This window comes from Streptomyces sp. NPDC033131, from assembly GCF_055578365.1.
In genome coordinates this window covers 3,876-25,775 of sequence record NZ_JBVIPA010000022.1, presented here as the reverse complement: position 1 = coordinate 25,775, position 21,900 = coordinate 3,876, and the positions used below count along the sequence as shown (strand labels likewise).

Sequence of the window (21,900 nt, the reverse complement as noted above, 5' to 3'; positions counted from 1 at the left end):
GACCGCCCCCGTCGTCACCGCGCCCCGCCCTCCCCTGACTCGTCCAGTATGGCGAGCTGTCGTCCGAGTTTGTACGGCGCCGGGCGGGAGCCCGGGCCCAGACGGGACATGGCGCGCAGGATGTGTTTGGGCGGGAGCTGCCAGCGCACACGTGCGGGGATGCAGCGCAGCAGGGTCCCCGTGGCGCGCAACTGTCGGGTGACGGCGGCGGGTTCCGGGGCCGGCCTGCCGTACAGCTCGTGGGCGAACGGCGGCAGAGCGGCGTACGCCAGATGCGCCAGGCGCCGCCACAGCACCTCGCGCGCCGGGACGAGAAGAGGGTGCGTCGGAGGGCGTAGGAGGAAGTCGTCCACCGCGCGTGCCTCTTCTCCGGCGGCGAGCTGGGGCCGGACCTTCGCGAAGTAGGCGTTCATCTCGGCCCGGTCGGCCGGTACGGCGTTCGGGTCGAGGCCCACCAGCCGGGCGCTGACCCGGTGCTCGCGCAGGTAGCGGTCGGCCTGCGCGTCGGTGAGCGGGAAGCCGGAGCGGCGCGCCACCTGCAGATACGAGTCGATCTCGGCGCAGTGCACCCACAGCAGCAGCTCGGGCTCGTCGACGCCGTAGCGTTCGCCGGTGCCGGGGTCGGTCGCCCCCAGTTTGCCGTGGATCTTCCGGACCCGGGCGCCCGCTTTGGATGCCGGCGTTGTTGTAGGCCATGTCGAGGCGGCCGAAGGTCTCCACCGTACGGTCGACGGCGGAGGCGACCTGGTTCTCGTCGCTGACGTCGCAGGTGAGGGCGAGGGCTTGGTGGCCGGCGTCGGTGAGTTCCTTCGCGGCCGCGTTCAGGGCCGCTTCGTCGATGTCGGTGAGGGCGACGGCGGCTCCGGACCGGGCGAACGCGCGGGCGGTCGCCAGACCCATACCGGCGCCGGCCCCGGTGACGAGGGCGACCTGGCCGGTGAAGTCGTACGTGGGGTTCACGTCGTGTTGTCCCTTCGGGTGCGGAGGTGTGGCGATCCGAGGGTGTCGACGCTGCCCGGGTGGGCTGCGTCGGCGTGACGCCTTGTCATGAGCCGCGGTCAGGCGGTTCGGTCGCCGTCGACGACCAGGGCGTGGCCGGTGGCGAAGGAGGCGGCGTCCGAGCAGAGCCGGAGCACGGCGACTGCGATCTCTTGTGGTGTTCCGAGGCGTCCGATCGGCTCGGCGACGAACTCGGTGGTCCCCATCAGGAACGTGCCGGCGGCGAGCACCCAGACGACGAAGGGGAGCTTGCCGGGGGTGGTCCCGGACGCGGAAGGCATACGTGTGGTCTCTCCTTGCGTGGAAAAGAGGTGGGGCGGGTCAGGGCGCGGCTTCGACGGTGATCTCGTCGGCGGTGGCGAGCTGCTCGGCGCCGCCGTCGGCCATGTGCCCGAGGATGACCAGGCCGGTGGCGTAGGGGGCGTCGCGGTAGTAGGTGGCGAGCTGGTTCCACGGCGCGTAGTACGCCAGGTCACCGACCTCGGGGTCGGCACCTTCCGGGGCGCCGGAGGTGGACAGCTTCCGGGGCAGATCGGCGATCTTCTCGGCCTGGTTGAGGTCGCGCAGGGACAGAGTCAGTGGGAGTTGGGCGGCGAGGTCGCGGGCGGTGGGGCTGTCGTTCAGGGTGGCGGCGACGGGGTGGCCGTCGAGGGTGAGCCGGATGTTCATCGCGGTGGTCCTGCCGGTCGGTGTGGTGGTTGCCGGGGCCGTCGAAGCCTGCGGCGACGCGGGCTCGGAAGCAGAGGAGGCGGAGGAGGCGGCGGGCGGGGACCCGTCGGCGCAGGCGGTCATGACCAGCAGCAGGGCGGCGGCCGGGCCCACGCGGGCGAGAGCGCGAAGGGATGCCGGGTTCACGGGGCGTCCAGTGGCTGGTCGGGCAGGGGCTCGGCGTAGTGGCGGAAGCCGTCGTGCTTGGTGTGGATGTCGTACAGGCGCTCGGCCAGCACGTCGGGGCTGCTGTGCTCGGCGTCGGGCCGGATGGCTCCGGGGATGATCAGCTGGGCGGCGTGGATGTTCTCCGGGGCGAGCACGTCGTGCAGCATGCGGACGTAGGCGCTTTCGGCGGCGAAGGCGATCGAGGTGCCGGCGACCTTCGGGTTGGGTCGCACGGCGCTGGAGCCGTTGACGAACAGCAGGGTGCCGCGGCCCAGTTGCCGCATGCCGGGCAGGACGGCGTGCACGCCGGCGACGGGGCCCTTGACGGAGAAGGCGAGCGGGGCGTCGAGGTCGTCGGCGCTCGTGTCGAGGACCGGCTTCATGAAGTCGGCGCGGGGCACGGGGCTGTACTGGAGAATCTCGACGGCGCCCAGGTCGGCCGCCGCTGCGTACAGGGCCGCCGTCAGGGACTCGACGTCGAGGACATCGGCCGTGTAGCCGCGCGCCTGGATGTCGTCACGAGCGAGTGCGGCCGTCAGACCGTCCAGCTTCTCCGCGTCGCGGGCGATGAGGGCGACGGTGTGGCCGGCGGCTCCGAAGCGGCGGGCGGTGGCGAGTCCGAGACCGGGGCCGGCGCCGACGAGGGCGAAGGTCGTCATGGTCGGTCCTTGGGTGAGCGGGGGTGGTTGCCGGGTCCTGTGGCCGCACCGCTTCGGTGCGGACCCGGGTGTGGACGCGTCTGCACTCAGGGCTTGAGCAGGGCCTTGACGGCGCGGCGCTCGTCCATCGCCCGGTAACCCTCGGCAACCTGGTCCAGGGCCAGGCTGAGGTCGAAGACCTTGCCCGGGTTGATCCGGCCGGTCAGCACACGGTCGATCAAGTCAGGCAGGTAGCGGCGTACGGGGGCGGGGCCGCCGCGCAGGCCGACGTGGGAGAAGAACAGCTCCTGGCCGTCGATGGCCACCTCGTGCGGGACGCCGACGAAGCCGACGTTGCCGCCGGGCCGGGTGGAGTGCAGGGCCTGCCGCATCGAATCCGCGGTGCCGACGCACTCCAGCACGCTGTCGGCGCCGATGCCGCCCGTGAGGTCCTTGACCCGGGCGATGCCTTCGTCGCCGCGCTCGGCCACGATGTCGGTGGCGCCGAATTCCAGGGCGAGCTTCTGGCGGGATGCGTGACGGGACATGGCGATGATCCGCCCCGCACCCAGCTCCTTCGCGGCGATGACACCGCACAGGCCGACCGCTCCGTCACCGACCACGACGGCCGTCGAGCCGGGCTTCACCTCGGCGGCGAGGGCGGCGTACCAGCCGGTGCCCATCACGTCGGACACGGCGAGCAGGCTGGGCACCATCTCGGCAGGCGGGTGCTCGTCCGTGGCGACCAGGGTGCCGTGGGCGTTGGGGATGCGCACGTACTCGGCCTGGCAGGTGCTCATGAACTCGCGGTTCAGACAGGAGGACTGCCAGCCGCTCAGGCAGTTCGCGCAGGTGTTGTCCGACGTGGCGAAGGAACCGACCACGAACTGGCCCGGCCTGACGTTGGCGACCTCGCTGCCCACCTCCTCGACGATGCCGACGTACTCGTGCCCCATCGGGTGCGGTTCGCCGATGGGTTCCGCGCCCCGGTAGGGCCACAGGTCCGAGCCGCACACGCAGGTGGCGACCGTGCGGATCAACGCGTCTGTCGGATTGATGATCTTCGGGTCGTCGAGGTTCTCGAAGCGCACGTCTCCGGGGGCGTAGATGACTGCTCCGCGCATGGGGTCTTTCCTTCGGTGCGAGGTCGGTGTCCCGCAGCCGGGGTCAGGTTCGGCTGCTCGACATCGAGCCTCACACGCGAGGGCAGGCGCGAAAAGCGGAGAAAATCATCCCGGGAAGGGAACATCCTGGGAGGAAATTCTCCCCCCTTCCCGAGGTGAGACCGGTGTCATGCTGGCAGCATGACTGCGAACGTCCCCCTCAATGAGCTGGGAGAATTCCTCAAGAAGCGCCGCTCCGAGCTGAGCCCGCGCACGGTGGGCCTCCCCGAAACCGACCGGCCCCGCCGGGTGGACGGGCTGCGCCGCGAGGAGGTCGCCCAGCTCGCCAGCATCAGCACCGACTACTACACGCGTCTCGAACAGGGCCGTATGCAGGCATCGGCGCCCGTACTGGACGTCCTCGCCCGGGTGCTCCACCTGGACGACGACGAGCGGGGCTACCTCTTCCAGCTCGCCGGCAAGACCACCACCCGCACCCGGCGCCGCGGCCGGCAGAAGGTCCAGCCACAGTTGCAGCGGGTCCTGGACGACCTCACCGCCACTCCCGCCGTCGTGCAGGGCCGGCGCGGGGACGTCCTGGCCTGGAACGCGCTGGCCGCCGCCCTGGTCACCGACTTCTCCCGCCTCCCGGAGAAGCACCGCAACTACCCGCGAATCATCTTCACGGATCCCGCCATGCGCACCCTGTACGCCGACTGGGAGAGCTCCGCGCACATCGCCGTCGCCCAGCTGCGCATGGAGGCCGCCAAGTATCCCGAGGATCCCCGCCTGATCGAGCTGGTCGGTGAACTGTCCCTGCGGGACAAGCAGTTCGCCCGCTGGTGGGGCGATCACCACGTCGCCGCCCGCACCGTGGGCACGAAGACACTGAACCATCCCGTCGTCGGCGAACTCGTCCTGGACTGGGACACCCTCACCGCCAACACCGACCCCGACCAGCACCTCACCGTCTGGACCGCCGGGCCCGGCTCCCCCACCCACGAACGGCTGCGCATCCTGGCCTCCTGGGCCGCCGACCAGGACCTGCCGGCCTCCTCCTCCCCCGTCGGCTGACCGCGACGTGGATCGCGCCCCGCGCCCCGTGGGGGGGCGAAAGGCCGTCCCGACGGCAGAAGGCCGGCTGTCCCGACGCGGGACGGCGGGGGGCGAGCTCACAGGCGTTCCGGCGCCGCCACCCGTGCCGGAGGCGGCGGCCGGGGTCCGGTCGCCGCCCGTGCGCCACAGCGTCGTCAGCTCGCCGCGCCAGGGGCGAGCGAGTTCCCGTCCGCCACCCAGGCCGCAAGAAGGCGCAGCCGATCGTGCGTGGGCGTGCCGGCCGCGGCGGTCCAGATGGTCAGTTGCTGATCGGGGTCGGTGCTGCAGGTGAGGGTGTCCCATTCGAGGACGAGCTCGCCGACGGCCGGATGGTTCAGCGTCTTGGCGCCGACCTTTCGGGCGGCCACGTGACGCTCGGCCCACCATCGCCGGAAGTCCGCGTCTCGCTCCGACAACTCTTCGACCAGCGCGACGAGCGTCGGGGAGTCGGGGTCGTGGGCCGCCTCCATGCGCAGTTGCGCGACGGACATACGGGCCGCGGCCTCCCAGTCGGCGTAGAGCCCTCTCATACGGTCGGAGAAGATCATCTTCGCGTAGTTGCGATCCTTCTCCGGGATCTTTCCGAAGTCCCCGACCAGGGCAGCCCCCATCTCGTTCCACGCCAGGACGTCCGTCTGGCGCCCGAGAACCACGGCCGGGATGGAGGCGAGGTCGTCGAGCAGTCGCTGCAACTGCGGGTTGACGACCTGTACCTCGGGTCGGCGCGGGCGGCCGGTCGCCTTTCCCGCCAGCTCGAAGACGTACTCCCGCTGGTCGTCGTCGAGCTGCAGAACCCGGGCGATACCGGCCAGCACGGGCTCGGACACGTCGCTGCGTCCCTGTTCCAGCCGTGTGTAGTAGTCCGTACTGATCGCGACCAGCAAGGCCACTTCCTCCCGGCGCAGACCCGGTACTCGGCGCGGGGCTCCCGAGTCGGGCAGTCCGACCGAGCGCGGGGTCAGCTCGGCACGCCGGGTTTTCAGGAATTCGCCCAGCTCACGGGCTGCGCTGTCGGTCATGTCAGCCATTCTCCCAAGGATGGGGCCCCATGACGGGGCGGAGTCCTGACAGCCCGGGCCTTCTGGTCGCGCCCTTGCGGGAGGGAAGGCCCACAGGTCAGGCGGGGTACGGCGGTCACGGCTCCGCGAGGGCGCGGGGCTGGGTTGCGGGGACGTTGGCCGCGGCACCATCCGTCCGGTTCACTGGCGCTCCGGCCGGCGTGGCCGGTACGTGGCCCAGCTCGGCGACCGCACGGCTCGCGTCGCCGGCTCGGGGGGAACCGTTGTGCATCAAGGATCCCGTGCCGTGTCCCACACCGGCGCGTGCGACTGCCTTCTCGTGTCCGGGCCGGCCGCCGGTCGGGGCGGACATCGGACGGTGGATCGGGCCTGTTCCCCGGGAGAGGGGGAGGCCGCTGCCGAGGTTGGCGGAGGCAATGATCTCGGCCACGATGGAGACGGCCGTCTCTTCCGGTGTGTGAGCTCCGAGGTCCAGGCCGATCGGGGAGCGCAGGCGGGCGATGTGTTCGTCGGACAGGCCCTGTTCGCGCAGGAGGCGCAGACGCTGTTCGTGCGTGCGCCGCGATCCCATGGCACCGACGTAACCGACCGGCAGGTCGAGGGCCAGCCGGAGCAGGGGGATGTCGAACTTGGCGTCGTGGGTGAGGACGCACACTGCGGTACGGCCGTCCACTGCGGTGTGCTCCAGGTACCGGTGGGGCCAGTCGACCACCACCTCGTCCGCGTCCGGGAAGCGCGCAGCGGTCGCGAAGACGGGACGTGCGTCGCAGACGGTGACCCGATAGCCCAGGAAGGCCCCGGCCCGGCTGAGCGCGGCGGCGAAATCGACCGCGCCGAAGATCAGCATGCGGGGGCGGGACGTCGCCACATGGACGAGGACGGACAGCCGGTCCGGGCAGGTGTCGCCGTCCCCGCCCAGCTCGACGCGGGCGGTACGTCCCGAGCGGAGCAGGGCGACCGCCCGGGCGGTCACCGCACGGTCTCCCAGCCCTCCGTCCAGGGTTCCGTAGGAGGCGGTACCGTCGGCACGGACACACACCGTGCGGCCCAGCAGGTGGTGCGGGCCGTCGACCACCTGCGCCATGGCGGTGGGCCTGCCCTGGACGATGTCGTCCAGGGCGACGCCGAGATGGGCGTCGGTCACGGGGTCGACGCGTTGGACGAGGACTTCGAGTTCGCCGCCGCAGGTCAGGCCGACGGCGAAGGCGTCGTCGTCGGAGTAGCCGAACCAGGCACGCCGAGGAGCACCCTCGTCCCCCAGCACCTGCCTGCACAGCTCGTAGACCGCACCCTCGACACAGCCGCCGGAGATGCTGCCGACGGCGTTGCCGTCGGCGTCCACCGCGACCGACGTACCGACCGGCAGCGGTGCGCTGCCGCGGACGTCGACGACGGTGGCCAGGGCGAAGGGACGTGCCTCGCGGCACCAGTGCTGCAGTGTGTCCGCGATGTTGAGCATGGGGCTTCTCCGTGGTTCGCCGTGGGCGCGTGGGGCGGGCCGCCGCCGCGCCGACGGGGGAGTGCATGGGCGGCGGCGGCCCCGGGGAGGTCCGGCAACCGGCCGGGGGACCTTCCCCCACTGCCTCAAAGGCGTGGGGGGGCCACCAGCCGGACCGGTCAATGGACGTGCCGACGTGCTGGGGTCAGAGCAACGCCTCGGCGGTGATGGGCAGTTCGCGGACCCGGCGGCCGGTGGCGTTGAAGACCGCGTTGCCGATCGCGGCCGCCACACCCACCTGCACGACCTCACCGAGCCCCTTCACGCCCAGAAGGTTGCCGTCGTTGTCCTCGCCGTCCAGGTAGACCGCCCTGACCTCGGGGACGTCGGCGTTGACGGGTACGAGGTAGTCGGCCAGGTTGGCGTTGACGATCCGGCCGTCGCGGTGGTCGGTGACGGTGTGTTCCAGCAGGGCGGTGCCGATGCCGCCCACGATGCCGCCGAAGGCCTGGCTCTCGGCCAGCTTCGGGCTGATGATCCGGCCCGCGTCGTACACCCCGAGCATCCGCCGCACCCGCACCAGACCCAGGGCCGCGTCCACGGCGACCTCCGCGAAGGTCGCGTTGTAGGCGAAGTAGGAGCGCCGCGCGGGACTGGGGGCCCCGGCATACTCACCACGCGCTGCCACATGGGTACGGCCGTGGCGGGCCAGCAGGCTGCGGTAGCTCTCACCGCGCGCCGGGTTGCCCTGCACGTGCAGCCGACCGCCGCGCACCACCACCTCGCCGGCGTCCACCCCGTACAGCGGCGACGCGCGGTCCTCGACGGCCAGCTTGATCGCCTGCTGCCGCACCTGGTTGCAGGCGTCGACGACGGCCGAGCCGACGCTGGCCATGGTCGCCGAGCCACCGTGCGGCGACGTCGGCGGATACAGCGAGTCGCCGAGCCGGAAGGTCACCGTACGCATGGTCAGCCCGAGCGCGTCCGCGGCCACCTGGGTCTGCGAGGTGTAGGTGCCCGGCCCCATGTCGCTGGTGGCCGCCTCGACCACCGCGGTGCCGTCGGCGTCCAGCCGGGCCCGGGCCTGCGCGGGAAAACGCCCGCAGTCATAGACGCCGGTGGCCATGCCCATGCCGATCAGCCAGTCGCCCTCGCGTCGCGACCGCGGCCGCGACGAGCGCCGCTGCCAGCCGAACTCGCGGGCACCCACGGTGTAGCACTCGCGCAGCCGACGAGTGGAGAACGGCAGGTTCGCCGCCTCGTCCTCGTCCGGCTCGTTGCGCCGGCGCAGCTCGATCGGGTCGATGCCGAGCCGGTCCGCGAGCTCGTCCATGGCCGACTCGATCGCGAAGGACGCCGAGGCGAAGCCGGGGCCGCGCATCCAGATCGGGGTGTTCACATCCAGCGGCACCTGCCGGTACGCCTGGCTGACGTTGGGCATGCTGTACGTCATCTGCCCCGCGCCCATGACGGCCTCGGTGAACGTCTCGTACGAGGAGGTCTCGGCGTCGATGTCATGGATCGCCGCGGACAGCCGGCCGCGCCGGTCGCTGCCCAACCGCAGCCGGTACGCGTACGACGGCCTGAAGCCGGTACCGAAGTACATCTGCCGACGGCTCAGCACCAGCTTCACCGGACGGCCCGTCACCCGCGCCGCCACCGCGGCGACGACCGTGTGCGGCCAGCACCGCAGCCCGCTGCCGAAACCGCCTCCGACGAACGGGTTGATGACGCGCACCGACTCCGCGGGCAGGTCGAACACAGCGGCGAGCTCGTCGTGTGTGCCCATCACCCACTGCGTCTTGTCCCACACGGTCAGCCGGTTGCCGTCCCAGCGGGCGATGGTGGCGTGCGGCTCCATCGCGTTGTGGTGGTTGCGCGCCAGCTGGTAGGTCAGGTCCAGCCGTACGGCCGAGGAACGCAGGCCGGCTTCCGCGTCACCGCGCGCGTAGTCCGTCGGCTTGCCCGGCTCGGCCTCGTGCAGGTCGGTCGAGGGTTCCTCTGCGTCGTAGCGGACCTCGACCAGACTTGCGCCGTGCTGCGCGGCCTCCAGGGTCGTGGCCACGACGACGGCGACCGGCTGACCGTGGAAGAGCACCCGGTCGTCCTGGAACACCCGCAGCCTGCGGCCGGGTGGGTTGTTCGACCCGGCGTTGTCGCGGTACGGCAATTTCGGCGCGTTGCGGTGACTGATCACCCGCAGCACACCCGGGTGCTTCTCGGCGGCGCCTGTGTCGACGGAGGTGATACGGCCGCGTCCGATGCTCGCGTCGACGATCACGGCGTGCACCGCCCCGTCCACGTCGCTCTCGGCGGCGTACACCGCCTTGCCGGTGACCTTCAGCCGCCCGTCCACCCGGGACAGCGGCGCACCCACGGCGGCCTGCGGCTGGGGGCTCACTGGCTTCCTCCTATGATGCGCAACTGGCGCTCGACGGTCCGTTTCAACAGCTCGACCTTGAACCGGTTGTGCTGCAGCGGGCGGGCTCCCTCGGCGGCTCGCTCAGCGGCTGCCGCCCACAACGACTCCGAGGGACGCTCACCGACCAGGTGCTGCTCGACGGCGGGCAGCTTCCACGGCACCGTGCCCACGCCCCCGGCGGCCACCTTCGCCTCCCGGATCACCCCGCCGCGCACGTGCAGTGCGACAGCCGCCGACGTGAGGGCGAACTCGTACGACTGCCGGTCACGCACCTTCAGATAGCCGGACTTCAGCGGACGCGCAAGCGCCGGGATCTCCACCGCGGTGATCAACTCGCCTTGCCCCAAGGCCTGTTCACGCTGGGGGGTACTCCCCGGTCGCAGCAGGAAGTCGGCGAAGGGCACGGTGCGCTCGCCCTCCGGGGCGAGCAGGTGCACCCGCGCCTCCAGCGCCACGAACGCCACGGCAGCGTCGGAGGGGTGGGTGGCCACGCAGGCGCCGGACGTACCGAGAATGGCGTGCGTGCGGTTGAAGCCCTCCAGCGCGGCACAGCCCGATCCCGGCTCGCGCTTGTTGCAATCGGCTGTCACATCACGGAAGTACGTGCACCGGGTGCGCTGCATGATGTTGCCGCCGATGGTCGCCATGTTCCGCAGCTGCGCCGACGCACTCAGCTCCAGGGCCTCGGAGACGACCGGGTACGTGGTGCGTACCTTCGGGTTCGCGGCCGTCTCGGCCATGCTCACCAGCGCACCGATGCGCAGGCCGCCGCGCTCGGTGACGGTGACCTCGCGCAACGGCAGGCCGGTGATGTCCACCAGGGTCTCGGGGCGCTCGACGGTCTCCCGCATCAGGTCGACGAGGGTGGTGCCGCCGGCGATGTAACGGCCGCCGCGCCGACCGGCGTTGAGTGCCTCACGGGTGTCGGAGGCCTTGGTGAAGGAGAAAGGATGCATGGCCCCTACTTCCCGGCGGTCTGCTCGACCGCGCGCACGATCTTCACGTAACAGCCGCAGCGGCAGATGTTGCCGCTCATCCACTCCCGGATCTCCTCCGGTGAACCGGTGTGACCCTCCTGGATGCAGCCGACCCCTGAAACGATCTGGCCCGGTGTGCAGTAGCCGCACTGGAAGGCGTCCTGCTCGATGAACGCCTGCTGCAGCGGGTGCAGTTCGCCACCGTCGGCCAAGCCCTCGATCGTGGTGACCTCAGCACCTTCCAGACGTGCCGTCAGGGTCAGGCAGGAGTTGACGCGCCGGCCGCCGACCAGGACGGTGCACGCGCCGCAGGCGCCGGCGTTGCAGCCCTTCTTGGAGCCGGTCAGACCGAAGTGCTCCCGCAGCAGGTCGAGGAGCGAGGTGCGGTTGTCGACCGTGACGGTTCGGCGGGAGCCGTTCACCGTCAGGGAGACGCGGCTCGTGGGTACGGCCTCGTCGGCTGCCGCTTCCTCCGCATCGATGAAAGTCGAACCGACGATGAGACCGCCGGCGACGACGGCACCACCGACAGCAGTGGTCGTGGCGATGAAAGTGCGCCGGGTGGGCGGTGCCGGGAACTCGGAGGACTCGGAGGAGTCGGAGAAGTCGGTGGGGGGCAAAACGTCTGGATCGGTGAACTCAGTGGAGGACATACATACGCTTTCGGACGCGGCGGGCGGGGACCTGGCCTGCGCAAAGGCAGGGACGGGGCGAATCCCGTGACGTCATCACCACCGGGCGCTCGGAAATTCACACGTGCTGCGAGGCCCGCGGTTGGTCACGCCGGGCAGTCTCGCACCATCGGCATCAGGTCTGGGAGGGAGAGTTTTCTCCCTGGATGTTCTTCACCAAGGGGGAACTCCACCGCCTTTCCCGCCGGAGGGAGACTGTCGAATGCAAGCACGGAAGTACGGATCGGACAGTCGGTAAAGATGCAGGGCGTATCAGGGAGCGTCGGATGCACGTGCGGGCGGCTGTGCCGTCCAGGACGAGAGCAAGCGCAGGTTGTCGTGCGAGGGCGTACCGGTTCGGCGGTCCGGACCGCCAGTGGCTGCCCGGCATCGGCGGCGCAGGTGAGCTTCTTCCCCGGCAGCCGGGCCAAATCGGTGAACAGGGCGGCCCACAGCGCGTTCCAGAGAGGTGATCCCGCTGTTCGTCATTCAGGTCCAGGACGCGAACGAGCGTCGCGAGCACGGCCGCCGACGGCCCCTGCGCGCCGCCGCAGACCGGGCAATCTTCGTGGCTCTCCGGTCTCCGGCAGCCCGACCGTGCGCGGACTCAATGCCGCTCGCCGGGCTGTGAGGAATTCACCCGACTCCATAAAATAAATGCTGCTTTCCGTGCAAGTAACTGCCCTTCCTTCCGGGTAATTCACGCCGCCCCGCTGCCGACAGCTCACTGACGAGAGCAGCGGCATACTGCGGATGGCGTCGCCGAGACGGCGGGAACGCCTGGGCCGACGTCGGCTACCGCGGCGAGGCACCTTCACTTGGTGGAGCACCACCACCGACCACTGCGGGAGATCGGCGCGACTCACTCGCAGATCGAGGTGGCCGAAGCCATCGGCTAGCGCCGCACCCTCGGCATCCCCAGGCCGATCCACGAGATGATCTCCCGCTGGATCTCGTTGTTGCCGCCGCCGAAGGTGAAGATGACCGCCGAGCGATAGCCGCGTTCCAGTTCGCCCCGGAGCACCGCGCCCGCCGAGCCCTCCTTCAGCGCGCCCGCGGCCCCGACGATCTCCATGAGCCAGGCGTACGCGTCCCGGCGGGCCTCGGATCCGTAGACCTTGACCGCTGAGGCGTCCTGCGGGGTGAGGGTGCCGTCCTGGACGGCGTTCACCATCCGCCAGTTGAGGAGCTTGAGCGCGTCGAGCCGGGTGTGGGTGCGGGCGAGGAGGCGGCGGACCCAGGGCAGGTCGACGACGCGGCGGCCGTCGGCCAGCTTGGTCTCCATGGCCCAGCGCTGGACGTCGTGCAGGGCGCGGATCGCCATGGTGCCGTGCGCGGCGAGGGTGACGCGCTCGTGGTTGAGCTGGTTGGTGATCAGCCGCCAGCCCTGGTTCTCCTCGCCGACCCGGTGGGCGACGGGGACGCGGACGTCCTCGTAGTAGCTGGCCGTGGTGTCGTGCGAGGCGAGGGTGTTGATGACGGTGCAGGAGTAGCCGGGGTCGGTGGTCGGCATCAGGAGCATGGTGATGCCCTTGTGCGGCGGCGCGTCGGGGTCGGTGCGGACCGCGAGCCAGACCCAGTCGGCCGTGTCGCCGTTGGTGGTCCAGATCTTGTGGCCGTTGACGATGTACTCGTCGCCCTCGCGGACGGCACGGGTCTTCAGGGACGCCAGGTCGGTACCGGCGTCGGGCTCGCTGTAGCCGATCGCGAAGTCGATCTCGCCGGAGAGGATCTTCGGGAGGAAGTACGTCTTCTGCTCCTGGGTGCCGTACCGCATGATCGTCGGGCCCACGGTGTTCAGGGCCATCAACGGCAGCGGTACGCCGGCCTGGGCGGCCTCGTCGAAGAAGATGAACTGTTCCATCGCGGTCAGGCCCCGGCCGCCGTACTCCTTCGGCCAGCCGACGCCGAGCCAGCCGTCCCTGCCGAGGCGGCGGATGGTGTCGCGGTAGAAGCGCTTCTGGGCGGCCCGGTCGGTGATGGTGGCGTCGGCCACCAGCTGGGCGAAGTAGACGCGCAGTTCGGTGCGCAGCCGCTGCTGCTCGGGCGTGTGATCGAGATGCACGGCGCCTCCAGGCTCCCAGGCCGGTCCTGACGGCGCACACGGTAGAACGTGTTGCAGAAATTGGGAATGGGCGTGCGGACGCGCGCCTCGGACGCCTTGGTCGTGCGGACCCTCAGACCAGCGTGGCCATGAAGTCCGAGCACGCCTGCGCGCATTCCCGGCACGCCTTCGCGCCGTCCTCGGCGCCCGGGTACTGGTCGAAGACGTGTGCGGCCTCCAGGCACACGGACCGGCACCACTCCAGCTGGACGCGGATGCCCTCCTCGTCCAGGTGGTTCTGCTCCGAGAGCACCCGGCACGTCGCGTCGCAGACCTCCGCGCACATGATGCCCTTGCGGCGTACGAGTTCCTGTTCCTGGGTGGCGTCCGGATCCACGAGGCTGGCACGCAGGGCGCAGGCCCGTGCGCACTCGGTGCAGGCCTGGGCGCAGGCGAACCTGTCCTCCAGGAACCGGAAGAGCTCCTGCTGGGATGTCGTCGATGTCACCTCGGCCGGGTAGCCGCCGCCGAGCGGGCCAAACCCGGTGTTTTCCAGGGTTCCGGCGTGTTTTCCGGGCCTGCCGCTCGATCGTGCGAGGCGTCGGTTCACCGACGACGCCAGGGGTACTCGCGATGCCATGGATACCTCATGGATGGACATCGCCGCAGGCCGGGGCGCTATCGGCGTCGGCCTGGTCGTGGTGGGTGTGGTGATCGTGGCGGTGCTGATCGGCGCCTTCGCTCTGGGTGTCCGCGTCAAGCGCCGGGAGCCGCCGCGGCCGACGCCCGAGGAGCAGCCGCGGCCGCCGGAGGGCGGTCCGGTGCGGGAGGTGCGGGAGCACCGGGAGCCCGACGAGGTCCCGGAGAGCGACCACCGTCTCACCCCGCACCAGCTGCCCGGCCACGGCAACGCCGGAACCCGGACCAGCGCACCGAAGGACCGGCCCCGCTGGGACGAGGGCAGCAGCGGTTCCTTCGGCAGCGGCGGGGCGGGCGGGCGCTGACACCGGCGCCGTCGGCACCCGCCGGCCGTAGCACCGTGTTCGCAGGGGCCGTCACAGACTCGTGGAGCCCCCCACAGCACAGAGGGAAGTGAGATCCATGGCCGACTCCGGCCGCGACAGCCTGCCGCTGCCCGACTACGACCAGCTGCCGATAGGCGGCCTGGAGAGCCGCGTACGGTCACTGACCGCGCAGGACGTCGAGGAGCTGCTGGCATACGAGCGGACGCACGCCGACCGCGTCCCGGTGACCGCAGTACTGACGGCACGTCTCGAGCAACTGGAGGCGGGCGCCGAGCCGACGTCCGGCGACCCGGGCGCCCTGCGTCCCGAGCAGACCGCCTCCCACGCCGGCTCCCGCGTGTCGCCCGCGACGTCGCCGCAGCCCTTCAGCCCGCCGCCGCACGGCACCCCGGACCAGCGGGGCAAGCCGAAGGGTGACCGTACGTAGCGACAAGCCTGGGAGCGGGGGGGGGGGGGGGGGGGCAGCCCCCCCCCCCCCCCCCCCCCCCCGCCCTGCCGTTGCCCCCGGCAGGGGGTTCAGGCGAGCTTCTTCAGCAGCTCGGCGGCGAGAGGCGCGGAGGACGCGGGGTTCTGGCCGGTCACGAGATTGCGGTCGATCTCGACGTGCGGGGCCCAGGGCTCGCCGACCTCGACCTTGACGCCCGCCTCGGTCAGGCGGTCCTGGAGCAGCCACTTGGCGCGCTCGGCGTTGCCGGCGAGCTGCTCCTCGGTGTTGGTGAAGGCGGTGACGCGGTAGCCGGCGAAGGCGTTGGTGCCGTCCTCCCTGACCGAGGCGAGCATCGCCGCCGGACCGTGGCAGACCACACCGACCGGCATCCCGCTGCCCACCGCCCGCGTGAGGATGCCGCCCGAGTCGGCGTTCACGGCCAGGTCCTCCATCGGGCCGTGGCCGCCGGGGGCGTAGACCGCGTCGTAGTCGTCGAGGCGTACGTCGGTCAGCGCGATCGGGGACCGGAACTCGGGGGCCGTCTCGAGCACGGCGCGGATCTTGGCGGCCTGCTCCGGGCCGCCGTTGGCCTCGGAGCTGAGGCTGCCCTCGTCGACGGGCGGGACCACGCCGCCGGGGGTGGCCACGGTGACCTCGTGCCCGGCGGCCTTGAAGGCCTGGTAGGGCACGGCTGCCTCCTCGGCCCAGAAGCCCGTGGGGTGCGTGCTGCCGTCGGCCAGCGTCCACCGGTCGGCGCCTGTCATCACAAAAAGGATCTTCGCCATCGTCATCTCCTCAAGCACGGTCCGTCCCGAACAGGGGCACTGCCGTGACGGACGGTGATCGCGTGGCTCTCTCGGGTGCGTCATCGCCACCCTTGCCTGCTGCCGCCGGCGGGCGACGCTCTCGACCGTAGGCGCAAGCCTGCCTGAGATCCAGTTGGTCAGTCCGTCAGCCCGTACCGCCGAAGTCGACGTCCTCGGCCGTGACGGTCCCCGCGGTCCGTCCCGGCGCCGTCTGGTGGCTCCAGTACAGGTTCGTGTGGGCGATGACCTGGTCCGGCGGCGGCGCTCCCCACGCCGTCTGGTCGTCCGTCGTGTGGGCGTCGCCCACGAGAGTCGTGTCGTATCCCCTGACGAACGCGCCGTGGAGCGTCGAGCGGATGCACGCGTCCGTCGACGCTCCGACGACGACGAGCCGCCCGACTCCAAGGCCCGACAGCACCGTTTCGAGCATGGTGTCCTCGAAGGAGTCGCCGTAGTTCTTCTCGACGAGCGGCTCGCCGATGCCCGGAGTCAGCTCGGGGACGATCCGCCAGTCGTCGCTCCCCTTCACGAGCTGCTCGTCGGAATGCTGGACCCAGACGACGGGGACCCGTTCCTGCCGTGCCCTCTCGACGAGACTGCCGACGTTCGCCACGACCGTGTCGCGCTCGTGGGCTTCCTCGACGACGCCCTCCTGTACGTCGACGACGAGGAGTGCCGTATTCGGACGGTTGTCGAGTGTGGTCATGACTTCCCCTGGTTCAGGCCTGGTTCGGATGCCCACGACAGTAGCCCCGCCCACTGACACGCGGGCCGGCCCGAGCGGCGTACCGCGCGTTCCCTACCCCGGCCACCCCGGCCCGACCGTCGCTCGGGCGTCGGAGAAGATGACGCCGGGGTCGGCCGGGGCCTGGTTGAGGACCCACAGGCCGATCAGCGTGGCCAGGGTGAAGACGACCGCGATCAGGACGGTGAGGACGAGCCGGCGGCGGCGTTCGCGGCGCAGCCACTCGCCGCGGGCCGTGCGGTAGGCGTCGGGCGCGGCCCGTACTCCGCCGGCCAGCGCCTCCAGGGCTTCGCTCAGTTCTCGTTCCGTCCGGCCCATGTCCAGGGCGCCTTCCGGCGCCCTCCCGCGCTCGTGTTCCATGCGGTCCTTCTCGGTGCGGTTCTCGTCCGTGCGGCCCGTCTTGGTGTCTTCGCTTCCGGTGCGTTCGGTCGCCGTGCGTTCGATCTCCGTACCCTCGGTGGCCGTGCGTTCGGTCGCCGTGCGTTCGTTCTCGGTGCGGCCCCGACCTGTGTCGTTCATCGCCGGGCCTCCATCGCCTGACTCAGGGCGGCGATGCCGCGCGCCGTGTGTGTCTTGACCGACCCGCAGGAGATCCCCATCGCGGCGGCGATCTCACTCTCCTTCAGCCCGAGCCAGTGCCGCAGCACGAGCGCCTCGCGCTGTCGGGCCGGCAGCTGCTGGAGGGCGTCGATCAGCACGCGCTGGTCGTCGTGCAGGAGGGCGGTGCTCTCGGCGGAGGCGACGACCTCCTCCGGCGGGTTCTCCACGTGCCTGCGGGCCACTTGCAGGTGGCGTATCCGCATCCGGGTCAGGTTGCAGACGGTGGAGCGCAGGTACGCCTCGGCCGCCGCGGTGTCCCGCAGCCGCCGCCACTTGCGGTAGATCTGGTAGTACGCCTCGGCCACGACGTTCTCCGGGTCGTCCGCGCCGAGCAGCACGGCCAGCCGCAGCATCGAGGCGTAGTGCAGCTCGAACAGGCGGGCCAGGGCGGCCTCCCGTTCCACGTCGGCCGGGTCGCTCACCGTGGGCACGAGGGGATCGGCCGGAAGGGCGGGCGGCGGCACGGGCGGCAGCGTGAGGGGAATGTTCTGTCTGCGTCTCACGAGTTGTTCGCTCCCGTCTCGGGGCGCCGCCTGACGGCCAGGCGGGTCGGCAGGTCGGTGAGGTCGGCGCCGCGCGGGACGCCGAGACGTTCCAGGGCGAGGGTCGCGGCCACGGCCACGGTCAGATTGAGCAGGAGGGCGACGAGCCCGGCGTAGATCTCCACCGCGGGGCCGCCGAAGCCGACCGGTACGACGGACGAGAAGCCCTCCCGCACCACCAGGACGGTTCCCGCCCCCATGCCCACGGCCCAGCCGGCCAGCAGCGCCCGTGGATGCAGCCGGCCGGTGAACAGTCCCACGGCCACGGCGGGGAAGATCTGCAGGATCCAGACCCCGCCGAGCAGCTGGAGGTTGATCGCGTCCTGGTCGCGCAGCCCGAACACGAACGCGACCGCGCCCACCTTCGCGGTCAGCGACACCGCCTTGGCGATCCGCACCTGCCGTTTGGGCGTGGCGGTGGGATGGACGTACTCGACGTACACGTTCCGGACGAAACTCGTGGCCGCTGCTATGGACATCACTGCGGCCGGGACCAGCGCCCCCACGGTGATCGCGGCGAACACCAGCCCGGCCAGCGGCCCCGGCATCAGCCGGTCGACCAGCATCGGCACGGCGGCCTCCGCGCCACCCTCCGGCGCCCGTACGCCCACCGCGAGGGCGGCGACACCGAGGAAGCCGAAGAGCGCGAGCAGCGCCGTCCAGGCGGGCAGCGCCACGGAGACCTTGCGCAGGGTGCGGGGGCCGTCGGCGGCGAACCCGGCGGTGAGGACGTGCGGGTACATCAGCAGGGCCAGCGCGGAACCGAGGGCGAGCGTGGCGTAGGCGGGCTGCTGGGCGGGCGACAGCAGCAGGGCGGAGTGCGCCGTGTCCGTCCCGCCGAGCCGCCGGGCGGCGCCGTCGAAGACCGGGCCGGGGCCGCCGAGCCGGTTCAGGACCAGCCAGCAGACGGCGGTGAGCGAGACGAACACGGCCACCGCCTTGAGCGCGGAGATGACGGCGGGCGCGCGCAGTCCGTGCCGGTAGGTCGCCACCGCGAGCCCGGCGAAGAGGGCCACCATCACCAGGTCCCCGCCCGCCCCGCGCGGGTACACGCCCCCGGCTGTCAGCACCGCGCGTATGCCGAGCAGTTGCAGCGCCAGATACGGCATCGTCGCGAGGATCCCGGTCAGCGCGACCACCAGCGCCAGCGGCGGCGATCCGTACCGTCCGCGCACGAAGTCGGCGGCGGTGATGTAGCCGTGCCGGCGGGCCACGGTCCACAGGCGGCTCAGCAGCACGAAGGCGAGCGGGCAGACGATCACCGTGTACGGCACCGCGAAGAAGGCGGGCGCCCCGTTGCCGTACGCCAGGCCGGGGACGGCGGTGAAGGTGTACGCGGTGAAGATCGTGCCGCCGAGCAGGAACCAGGTCCACACCGGGCCCAGACTCCGGTCGGCCAGGGCCCAGCCCTCCAGGGAGGGCAGCCGGTCGCTGGGGTGCAGACGGCGTGCCGTCACGGCGAGCAGCGACGCTCCGCCGATCACGGCGAGAAACGTCGCGGTCATGGCGCCGTCGGCCATGGGTCACCGTCCTTGGTGTGCCTGGATCTCACCCGTTGGTTGCGCAGACGGCTGGTTCGGTTGACGGAACACCGGCGGAAATCTTCTGGAAATCCGCTGTCAACCACTTCCGGCGGGTGGGCAACTCTTGCACAGACCCACAGCGAGCGGGAGAGGAGCGCAGGTCATGGCACGGACCGGTCATCCCCGGCTACGGCGCGTCGCCGTCGCCGTGCTGCTCCTCGCGCCCGCGGCGGGGCTGCTGTGGGTTCCCTGGTACGCCGGCGCGAGCCCATGGCTCGCGGGCACGCCGTTCTTCTACTGGTACCAGCTCGCCTGGGTGCCGGGGTGCGGCCTGTGTCTGCTCGGCGCGTATGCGCTGACCAGGCACGAACACCGCGATCCCTGATCCGGGCGAACGGGAGTCACGTCCCGGTCGCTGATCTTCACGCACGTCCTCTCACGACATCACCCACGAGGTGAGGAGCCGCCATGCCCACGTCCGTCATGCCCGAATCCGGTCTCCCGGCGCCACAGGAGCCGCCGCCCGTACGGTCCCGCATGTCCCCGCGGTCGATCGTGCTGTGGGTGACCGTCGCGCTGCTGGGCGCCGTCGCCTGGGGCGTCCTGGCCCTGGCCCGCGGTGAGGAGATCTCCGCGGTCTGGCTGGTGGTGGCCGCACTGGGCTCGTACGCCATCGCCTACCGCTTCTACTCCCGCTTCATCGCCCGCCGTGTGCTGAAGCCGGACGACCGCCGGGCCACCCCTGCCGAACGCCTGGAGGACGGTGTCGACTTCCAGCCGACCGACCGCCGGGTCCTGCTCGGCCACCACTTCGCCGCGATCGCCGGCGCCGGACCGCTGGTGGGACCGGTGCTCGCGGCCCAGATGGGGTACCTGCCCGGCACGCTGTGGATCGTCGCCGGGGTGATCTTCGCGGGGGCCGTGCAGGACATGGTGGTGCTGTTCCTGTCGATGCGGCGGGACGGCAAGTCGCTGGGGCAGATGGCCCGTGACGAGATCGGCCGGGCGGGCGGCGCAGCCGCCCTGGTCGCCGTGTTCGCCATCATGATCATCCTGCTGGGTGTGCTGGCCCTGGTCGTGGTCAACGCCCTCGCGCACTCCCCCTGGGGCACCTTCTCCGTCGCCATGACCATCCCCATCGCCCTGTTCATGGGCTTCTGGATGCACCGCATCCGCCCCGGCCGGGTCGTCGAGACCAGCTTCATCGGGGTGGCGCTGCTCCTGTTGGCCATCGTCGGCGGCGGCTGGATCCAGAACTCCTCGCTCGCGGACACCTTCACCCTCAGCCCGACGACCCTCGTGTTCTGCCTGGTCGGCTACGGTTTCCTCGCCTCGGTCCTGCCGGTGTGGATGCTCCTCGCGCCGCGCGACTACCTGTCCACCTTCATGAAGATCGGCACGATCGCACTCCTCGCGGTCGGCGTCGTGGTCGCCGCCCCCGTGCTGCGCGCCGACGCGGTCAGCGAGTTCGCCACCTCGGGCGCCGGTCCCGTCTTCGCGGGCTCCCTCTTCCCCTTCCTCTTCATCACCATCGCCTGCGGCGCGCTGTCCGGCTTCCACGCCCTGGTCGCCTCGGGCACGACCCCGAAGCTGATCCAGAAGGAATCCCAGGTCCGCATGATCGGCTACGGCGCCATGCTGATGGAGTCGTTCGTCGCGATCATGGCGCTGATCGCCGCGGCCACCCTCGAACCCGGCCTGTTCTACGCGATGAACGCCCCCGCGGGCCTCCTCGGCACGACGGCCGAGTCCGCGTCCCACGCGGTGGCCGGTCTCGGCTTCACCATCACCCCCGACCAGCTGACCCAGGCGGCCAAGGCGGTCGAGGAGCAGACCCTGATCGCCCGGTCGGGCGGCGCGCCCACCCTGGCCGTCGGCATGTCGGAGATCTTCTCCGGGGTCTTCGGCGGCACGGCGATGAAGGCCTTCTGGTACCACTTCGCGATCATGTTCGAGGCGCTGTTCATCCTGACGACGGTCGACGCGGGCACCCGGGTCGGCCGGTTCATGCTCCAGGACATGCTCGGCAACGTCTGGAAGCCGATCGGCCGGGTCAACTGGAAGCCCGGTATCTGGCTGGGCAGCGCCCTCGTCGTCGCCGCCTGGGGCTACTTCCTCTACACCGGCGCCACCGACCCGCTGGGCGGGATCAACCAGCTCTTCCCGCTCTTCGGCATCGCCAACCAGTTGCTCGCCGCCATCGCCCTCACCGTCTGCACCACGGTCCTGATCAAGTCCGGACGGCTGCGCTGGGCCTGGGTCACGGGCGTCCCGCTGGCCTGGGTGGTCGCCATCACCTTCACCGCCGGCTGGCAGAAGATCTTCTCCGACGACCCCAGGGTGGGCTTCTTCACCCAGCGCGCGCGGTACGCCGACGCCATCGACGCCGGTCAGATCCTCCCGCCCGCCAAGACCGTCGACGACATGCACACCGTGGTCACCAACTCCACCGTCGACGGCGTACTCATCTCCCTCTTCCTGCTGCTGGTCGCCGTGGTGATCGTGAACGCCGCGGTGGTGTGCGTACGCGCCGTACGGTCCGCCTCTCCCCTGCCGACCACGGAGGCGCCGTACGTCGAGTCGCGCATCGACGTAGCCGAGCAGGCCTCCGCACCGCTGGCGGGAGCCCGCTCATGAGGGTCCGGCGGTGGGCGCGGGCGGTGCGCTGGTACCTGCGCGAGTTGACGGGTGAGGCCGAGTACGACCGCTACTGCGACCGGCATCGACGCCACCACCCGCTCGCGCCGCTACCGACCCGCCGCGAGTACCAGGTGCAACGCACGCTCCACCGGGAGAGCCACCCGCAGAGCCGCTGCTGCTGACGGCCCGGTCACCGACCGTGGGGGGGGGGGGGGGGGGGGGGGGGGGGGGGGGGGGGGGGGGGGGGGGGGGGGGGGGGGGGGGGGGGGGGGGGGGGGGGGGGGGGGGGGGGGGGGGGGGGGGGGACGTA

At 71.3% G+C, this 21,900-nt stretch carries 22 protein-coding genes and 2 pseudogenes; 6 read left to right on the top strand and 18 right to left on the bottom strand.

Annotated features, from left to right (window positions below; all coding sequences use genetic code 11):
* Window positions 1–14: 14 nt before the first annotated feature.
* The 6 genes and pseudogenes from ACZ5XS_RS26050 to ACZ5XS_RS26025 all read right to left on the bottom strand — a co-directional run.
* Window positions 15–701: pseudogene (locus ACZ5XS_RS26050) on the bottom strand (oxygenase MpaB family protein); the annotation flags it as partial.
* Window positions 670–960, bottom strand: a pseudogene (locus ACZ5XS_RS26045) (SDR family NAD(P)-dependent oxidoreductase); the annotation flags it as partial. The pseudogenes ACZ5XS_RS26045 and ACZ5XS_RS26050, both read right to left, overlap by 32 nt.
* Before the next feature lie 98 nt (window positions 961–1,058).
* Complete coding sequence (locus tag ACZ5XS_RS26040; RefSeq protein ID WP_468655170.1) at window positions 1,059–1,280, bottom strand: SDR family oxidoreductase; 222 nt, start codon at window positions 1,278–1,280, stop codon at window positions 1,059–1,061.
* Between the two features lie 40 nt (window positions 1,281–1,320).
* Window positions 1,321–1,854, bottom strand: coding sequence for a cyclophilin-like fold protein (locus ACZ5XS_RS26035; protein ID WP_468655168.1), 534 nt, complete (start codon window positions 1,852–1,854; stop codon window positions 1,321–1,323).
* Window positions 1,851–2,534: an SDR family NAD(P)-dependent oxidoreductase gene (locus ACZ5XS_RS26030; RefSeq protein WP_468655166.1), complete on the bottom strand. Its 684-nt coding sequence runs from the start codon at window positions 2,532–2,534 to the stop codon at window positions 1,851–1,853. Before ACZ5XS_RS26030 ends, ACZ5XS_RS26035 begins: the two co-directional genes overlap by 4 nt.
* 86 nt (window positions 2,535–2,620) lie before the next feature.
* The gene (locus ACZ5XS_RS26025; protein ID WP_468655164.1) at window positions 2,621–3,637 is read right to left on the bottom strand and encodes a zinc-dependent alcohol dehydrogenase family protein; all 1,017 of its coding nucleotides are present in this window, start codon (window positions 3,635–3,637) and stop codon (window positions 2,621–2,623) included.
* Window positions 3,638–3,817: 180 nt separating this feature from the next.
* On the opposite strand from ACZ5XS_RS26025, the gene ACZ5XS_RS26020 reads away from it, so the two are divergent.
* Window positions 3,818–4,690, top strand: a complete 873-nt coding sequence (locus ACZ5XS_RS26020; protein ID WP_468655162.1) for a helix-turn-helix domain-containing protein — start codon at window positions 3,818–3,820, stop codon at window positions 4,688–4,690.
* A 176-nt stretch (window positions 4,691–4,866) separates the two neighbouring features.
* Here the strand turns inward: ACZ5XS_RS26020 and ACZ5XS_RS26015 are convergent, their stop codons facing one another.
* From ACZ5XS_RS26015 to ACZ5XS_RS25985, 7 genes are all read right to left on the bottom strand, one after another.
* Entirely contained in the window at window positions 4,867–5,730 is an 864-nt protein-coding gene (locus tag ACZ5XS_RS26015) for a helix-turn-helix domain-containing protein (RefSeq protein ID WP_468655160.1), read from the bottom strand.
* A gap of 115 nt (window positions 5,731–5,845) precedes the next feature.
* Window positions 5,846–7,189, bottom strand: coding sequence for an XdhC family protein (locus tag ACZ5XS_RS26010; protein WP_468655158.1), 1,344 nt, complete (start codon window positions 7,187–7,189; stop codon window positions 5,846–5,848).
* 184 nt (window positions 7,190–7,373) lie between these two features.
* Window positions 7,374–9,569, bottom strand: coding sequence for a xanthine dehydrogenase family protein molybdopterin-binding subunit (locus tag ACZ5XS_RS26005; protein WP_468655156.1), 2,196 nt, complete (start codon window positions 9,567–9,569; stop codon window positions 7,374–7,376).
* Window positions 9,566–10,546, bottom strand: coding sequence for an FAD binding domain-containing protein (locus ACZ5XS_RS26000; RefSeq protein ID WP_468655154.1), 981 nt, complete (start codon window positions 10,544–10,546; stop codon window positions 9,566–9,568). Before ACZ5XS_RS26000 ends, ACZ5XS_RS26005 begins: the two co-directional genes overlap by 4 nt.
* Window positions 10,547–10,551: 5 nt before the next feature.
* On the bottom strand, window positions 10,552–11,220 hold the full coding sequence (locus ACZ5XS_RS25995; protein WP_468655152.1) for a (2Fe-2S)-binding protein: 669 nt from the start codon (window positions 11,218–11,220) through the stop codon (window positions 10,552–10,554).
* Between the two features lie 913 nt (window positions 11,221–12,133).
* Window positions 12,134–13,303, bottom strand: coding sequence for an acyl-CoA dehydrogenase family protein (locus tag ACZ5XS_RS25990; protein ID WP_468655150.1), 1,170 nt, complete (start codon window positions 13,301–13,303; stop codon window positions 12,134–12,136).
* A 112-nt stretch (window positions 13,304–13,415) separates the two neighbouring features.
* Entirely contained in the window at window positions 13,416–13,790 is a 375-nt protein-coding gene (locus tag ACZ5XS_RS25985; protein WP_468655148.1) for a four-helix bundle copper-binding protein, read from the bottom strand.
* Window positions 13,791–13,920: 130 nt separating this feature from the next.
* Here ACZ5XS_RS25985 and ACZ5XS_RS25980 point away from each other — a divergent pair, with 130 nt between their 5' ends.
* Together ACZ5XS_RS25980 and ACZ5XS_RS25975 are read left to right on the top strand one after the other, a co-directional pair.
* Entirely contained in the window at window positions 13,921–14,286 is a 366-nt protein-coding gene (locus ACZ5XS_RS25980; protein WP_468655146.1) for a DUF6479 family protein, read from the top strand.
* 97 nt (window positions 14,287–14,383) lie between these two features.
* Window positions 14,384–14,734 carry a DUF8129 domain-containing protein gene (locus ACZ5XS_RS25975; RefSeq protein WP_468655144.1) on the top strand — a complete coding sequence of 117 codons (351 nt, stop codon included), beginning with the start codon at window positions 14,384–14,386 and terminating at the stop codon, window positions 14,732–14,734.
* An 89-nt stretch (window positions 14,735–14,823) separates the two neighbouring features.
* Here the strand turns inward: ACZ5XS_RS25975 and ACZ5XS_RS25970 are convergent, their stop codons facing one another.
* The 5 genes from ACZ5XS_RS25970 to ACZ5XS_RS25950 all read right to left on the bottom strand — a co-directional run bounded on the left by ACZ5XS_RS25970 (window position 14,824) and on the right by ACZ5XS_RS25950 (window position 18,947).
* Window positions 14,824–15,519 carry a type 1 glutamine amidotransferase domain-containing protein gene (locus ACZ5XS_RS25970; protein ID WP_468655142.1) on the bottom strand — a complete coding sequence of 232 codons (696 nt, stop codon included), beginning with the start codon at window positions 15,517–15,519 and terminating at the stop codon, window positions 14,824–14,826.
* A 166-nt stretch (window positions 15,520–15,685) separates the two neighbouring features.
* Window positions 15,686–16,246, bottom strand: a complete 561-nt coding sequence (locus ACZ5XS_RS25965) for an isochorismatase family protein (RefSeq protein WP_468655140.1) — start codon at window positions 16,244–16,246, stop codon at window positions 15,686–15,688.
* 93 nt (window positions 16,247–16,339) lie between these two features.
* On the bottom strand, window positions 16,340–16,645 hold the full coding sequence (locus ACZ5XS_RS25960) for a hypothetical protein (protein WP_468655382.1): 306 nt from the start codon (window positions 16,643–16,645) through the stop codon (window positions 16,340–16,342).
* A 155-nt stretch (window positions 16,646–16,800) separates the two neighbouring features.
* The gene (locus ACZ5XS_RS25955; protein ID WP_374200277.1) at window positions 16,801–17,388 is read right to left on the bottom strand and encodes a SigE family RNA polymerase sigma factor; all 588 of its coding nucleotides are present in this window, start codon (window positions 17,386–17,388) and stop codon (window positions 16,801–16,803) included.
* Entirely contained in the window at window positions 17,385–18,947 is a 1,563-nt protein-coding gene (locus tag ACZ5XS_RS25950; protein ID WP_468655137.1) for a sodium:solute symporter family protein, read from the bottom strand. Before ACZ5XS_RS25950 ends, ACZ5XS_RS25955 begins: the two co-directional genes overlap by 4 nt.
* Before the next feature lie 166 nt (window positions 18,948–19,113).
* On the opposite strand from ACZ5XS_RS25950, the gene ACZ5XS_RS25945 reads away from it, so the two are divergent.
* From ACZ5XS_RS25945 to ACZ5XS_RS25935, 3 genes are all read left to right on the top strand, one after another.
* Window positions 19,114–19,335: a DUF3311 domain-containing protein gene (locus tag ACZ5XS_RS25945; protein ID WP_217242618.1), complete on the top strand. Its 222-nt coding sequence runs from the start codon at window positions 19,114–19,116 to the stop codon at window positions 19,333–19,335.
* Window positions 19,336–19,433: 98 nt separating this feature from the next.
* Window positions 19,434–21,587, top strand: a complete 2,154-nt coding sequence (locus ACZ5XS_RS25940) for a carbon starvation CstA family protein (RefSeq protein WP_468655380.1) — start codon at window positions 19,434–19,436, stop codon at window positions 21,585–21,587.
* Window positions 21,584–21,772, top strand: coding sequence for a YbdD/YjiX family protein (locus ACZ5XS_RS25935; protein ID WP_468655135.1), 189 nt, complete (start codon window positions 21,584–21,586; stop codon window positions 21,770–21,772). The genes ACZ5XS_RS25940 and ACZ5XS_RS25935 overlap by 4 nt, the downstream gene beginning before the upstream one ends.
* Window positions 21,773–21,900: the final 128 nt, after the last annotated feature.

Coding starts and splice junctions, on each gene's coding strand:
- ACZ5XS_RS26040 (WP_468655170.1), bottom strand. CDS start 1,280: ATGCCTTCCGCGTCCGGGACCACCCCCGGCAAGCTCCCCTTCGTCGTC.
- ACZ5XS_RS26030 (WP_468655166.1), bottom strand. CDS start 2,534: ATGACGACCTTCGCCCTCGTCGGCGCCGGCCCCGGTCTCGGACTCGCC.
- ACZ5XS_RS26025 (WP_468655164.1), bottom strand. CDS start 3,637: ATGCGCGGAGCAGTCATCTACGCCCCCGGAGACGTGCGCTTCGAGAAC.
- ACZ5XS_RS26020 (WP_468655162.1), top strand. CDS start 3,818: ATGACTGCGAACGTCCCCCTCAATGAGCTGGGAGAATTCCTCAAGAAG.
- ACZ5XS_RS26015 (WP_468655160.1), bottom strand. CDS start 5,730: ATGACCGACAGCGCAGCCCGTGAGCTGGGCGAATTCCTGAAAACCCGG.
- ACZ5XS_RS26010 (WP_468655158.1), bottom strand. CDS start 7,189: ATGCTCAACATCGCGGACACACTGCAGCACTGGTGCCGCGAGGCACGT.
- ACZ5XS_RS26000 (WP_468655154.1), bottom strand. CDS start 10,546: ATGCATCCTTTCTCCTTCACCAAGGCCTCCGACACCCGTGAGGCACTC.
- ACZ5XS_RS25995 (WP_468655152.1), bottom strand. CDS start 11,220: ATGTCCTCCACTGAGTTCACCGATCCAGACGTTTTGCCCCCCACCGAC.
- ACZ5XS_RS25980 (WP_468655146.1), top strand. CDS start 13,921: ATGGATACCTCATGGATGGACATCGCCGCAGGCCGGGGCGCTATCGGC.
- ACZ5XS_RS25975 (WP_468655144.1), top strand. CDS start 14,384: ATGGCCGACTCCGGCCGCGACAGCCTGCCGCTGCCCGACTACGACCAG.
- ACZ5XS_RS25970 (WP_468655142.1), bottom strand. CDS start 15,519: ATGGCGAAGATCCTTTTTGTGATGACAGGCGCCGACCGGTGGACGCTG.
- ACZ5XS_RS25965 (WP_468655140.1), bottom strand. CDS start 16,246: ATGACCACACTCGACAACCGTCCGAATACGGCACTCCTCGTCGTCGAC.
- ACZ5XS_RS25960 (WP_468655382.1), bottom strand. CDS start 16,645: ATGGAACACGAGCGCGGGAGGGCGCCGGAAGGCGCCCTGGACATGGGC.
- ACZ5XS_RS25950 (WP_468655137.1), bottom strand. CDS start 18,947: ATGGCCGACGGCGCCATGACCGCGACGTTTCTCGCCGTGATCGGCGGA.
- ACZ5XS_RS25945 (WP_217242618.1), top strand. CDS start 19,114: ATGGCACGGACCGGTCATCCCCGGCTACGGCGCGTCGCCGTCGCCGTG.
- ACZ5XS_RS25940 (WP_468655380.1), top strand. CDS start 19,434: ATGCCCGAATCCGGTCTCCCGGCGCCACAGGAGCCGCCGCCCGTACGG.
- ACZ5XS_RS25935 (WP_468655135.1), top strand. CDS start 21,584: ATGAGGGTCCGGCGGTGGGCGCGGGCGGTGCGCTGGTACCTGCGCGAG.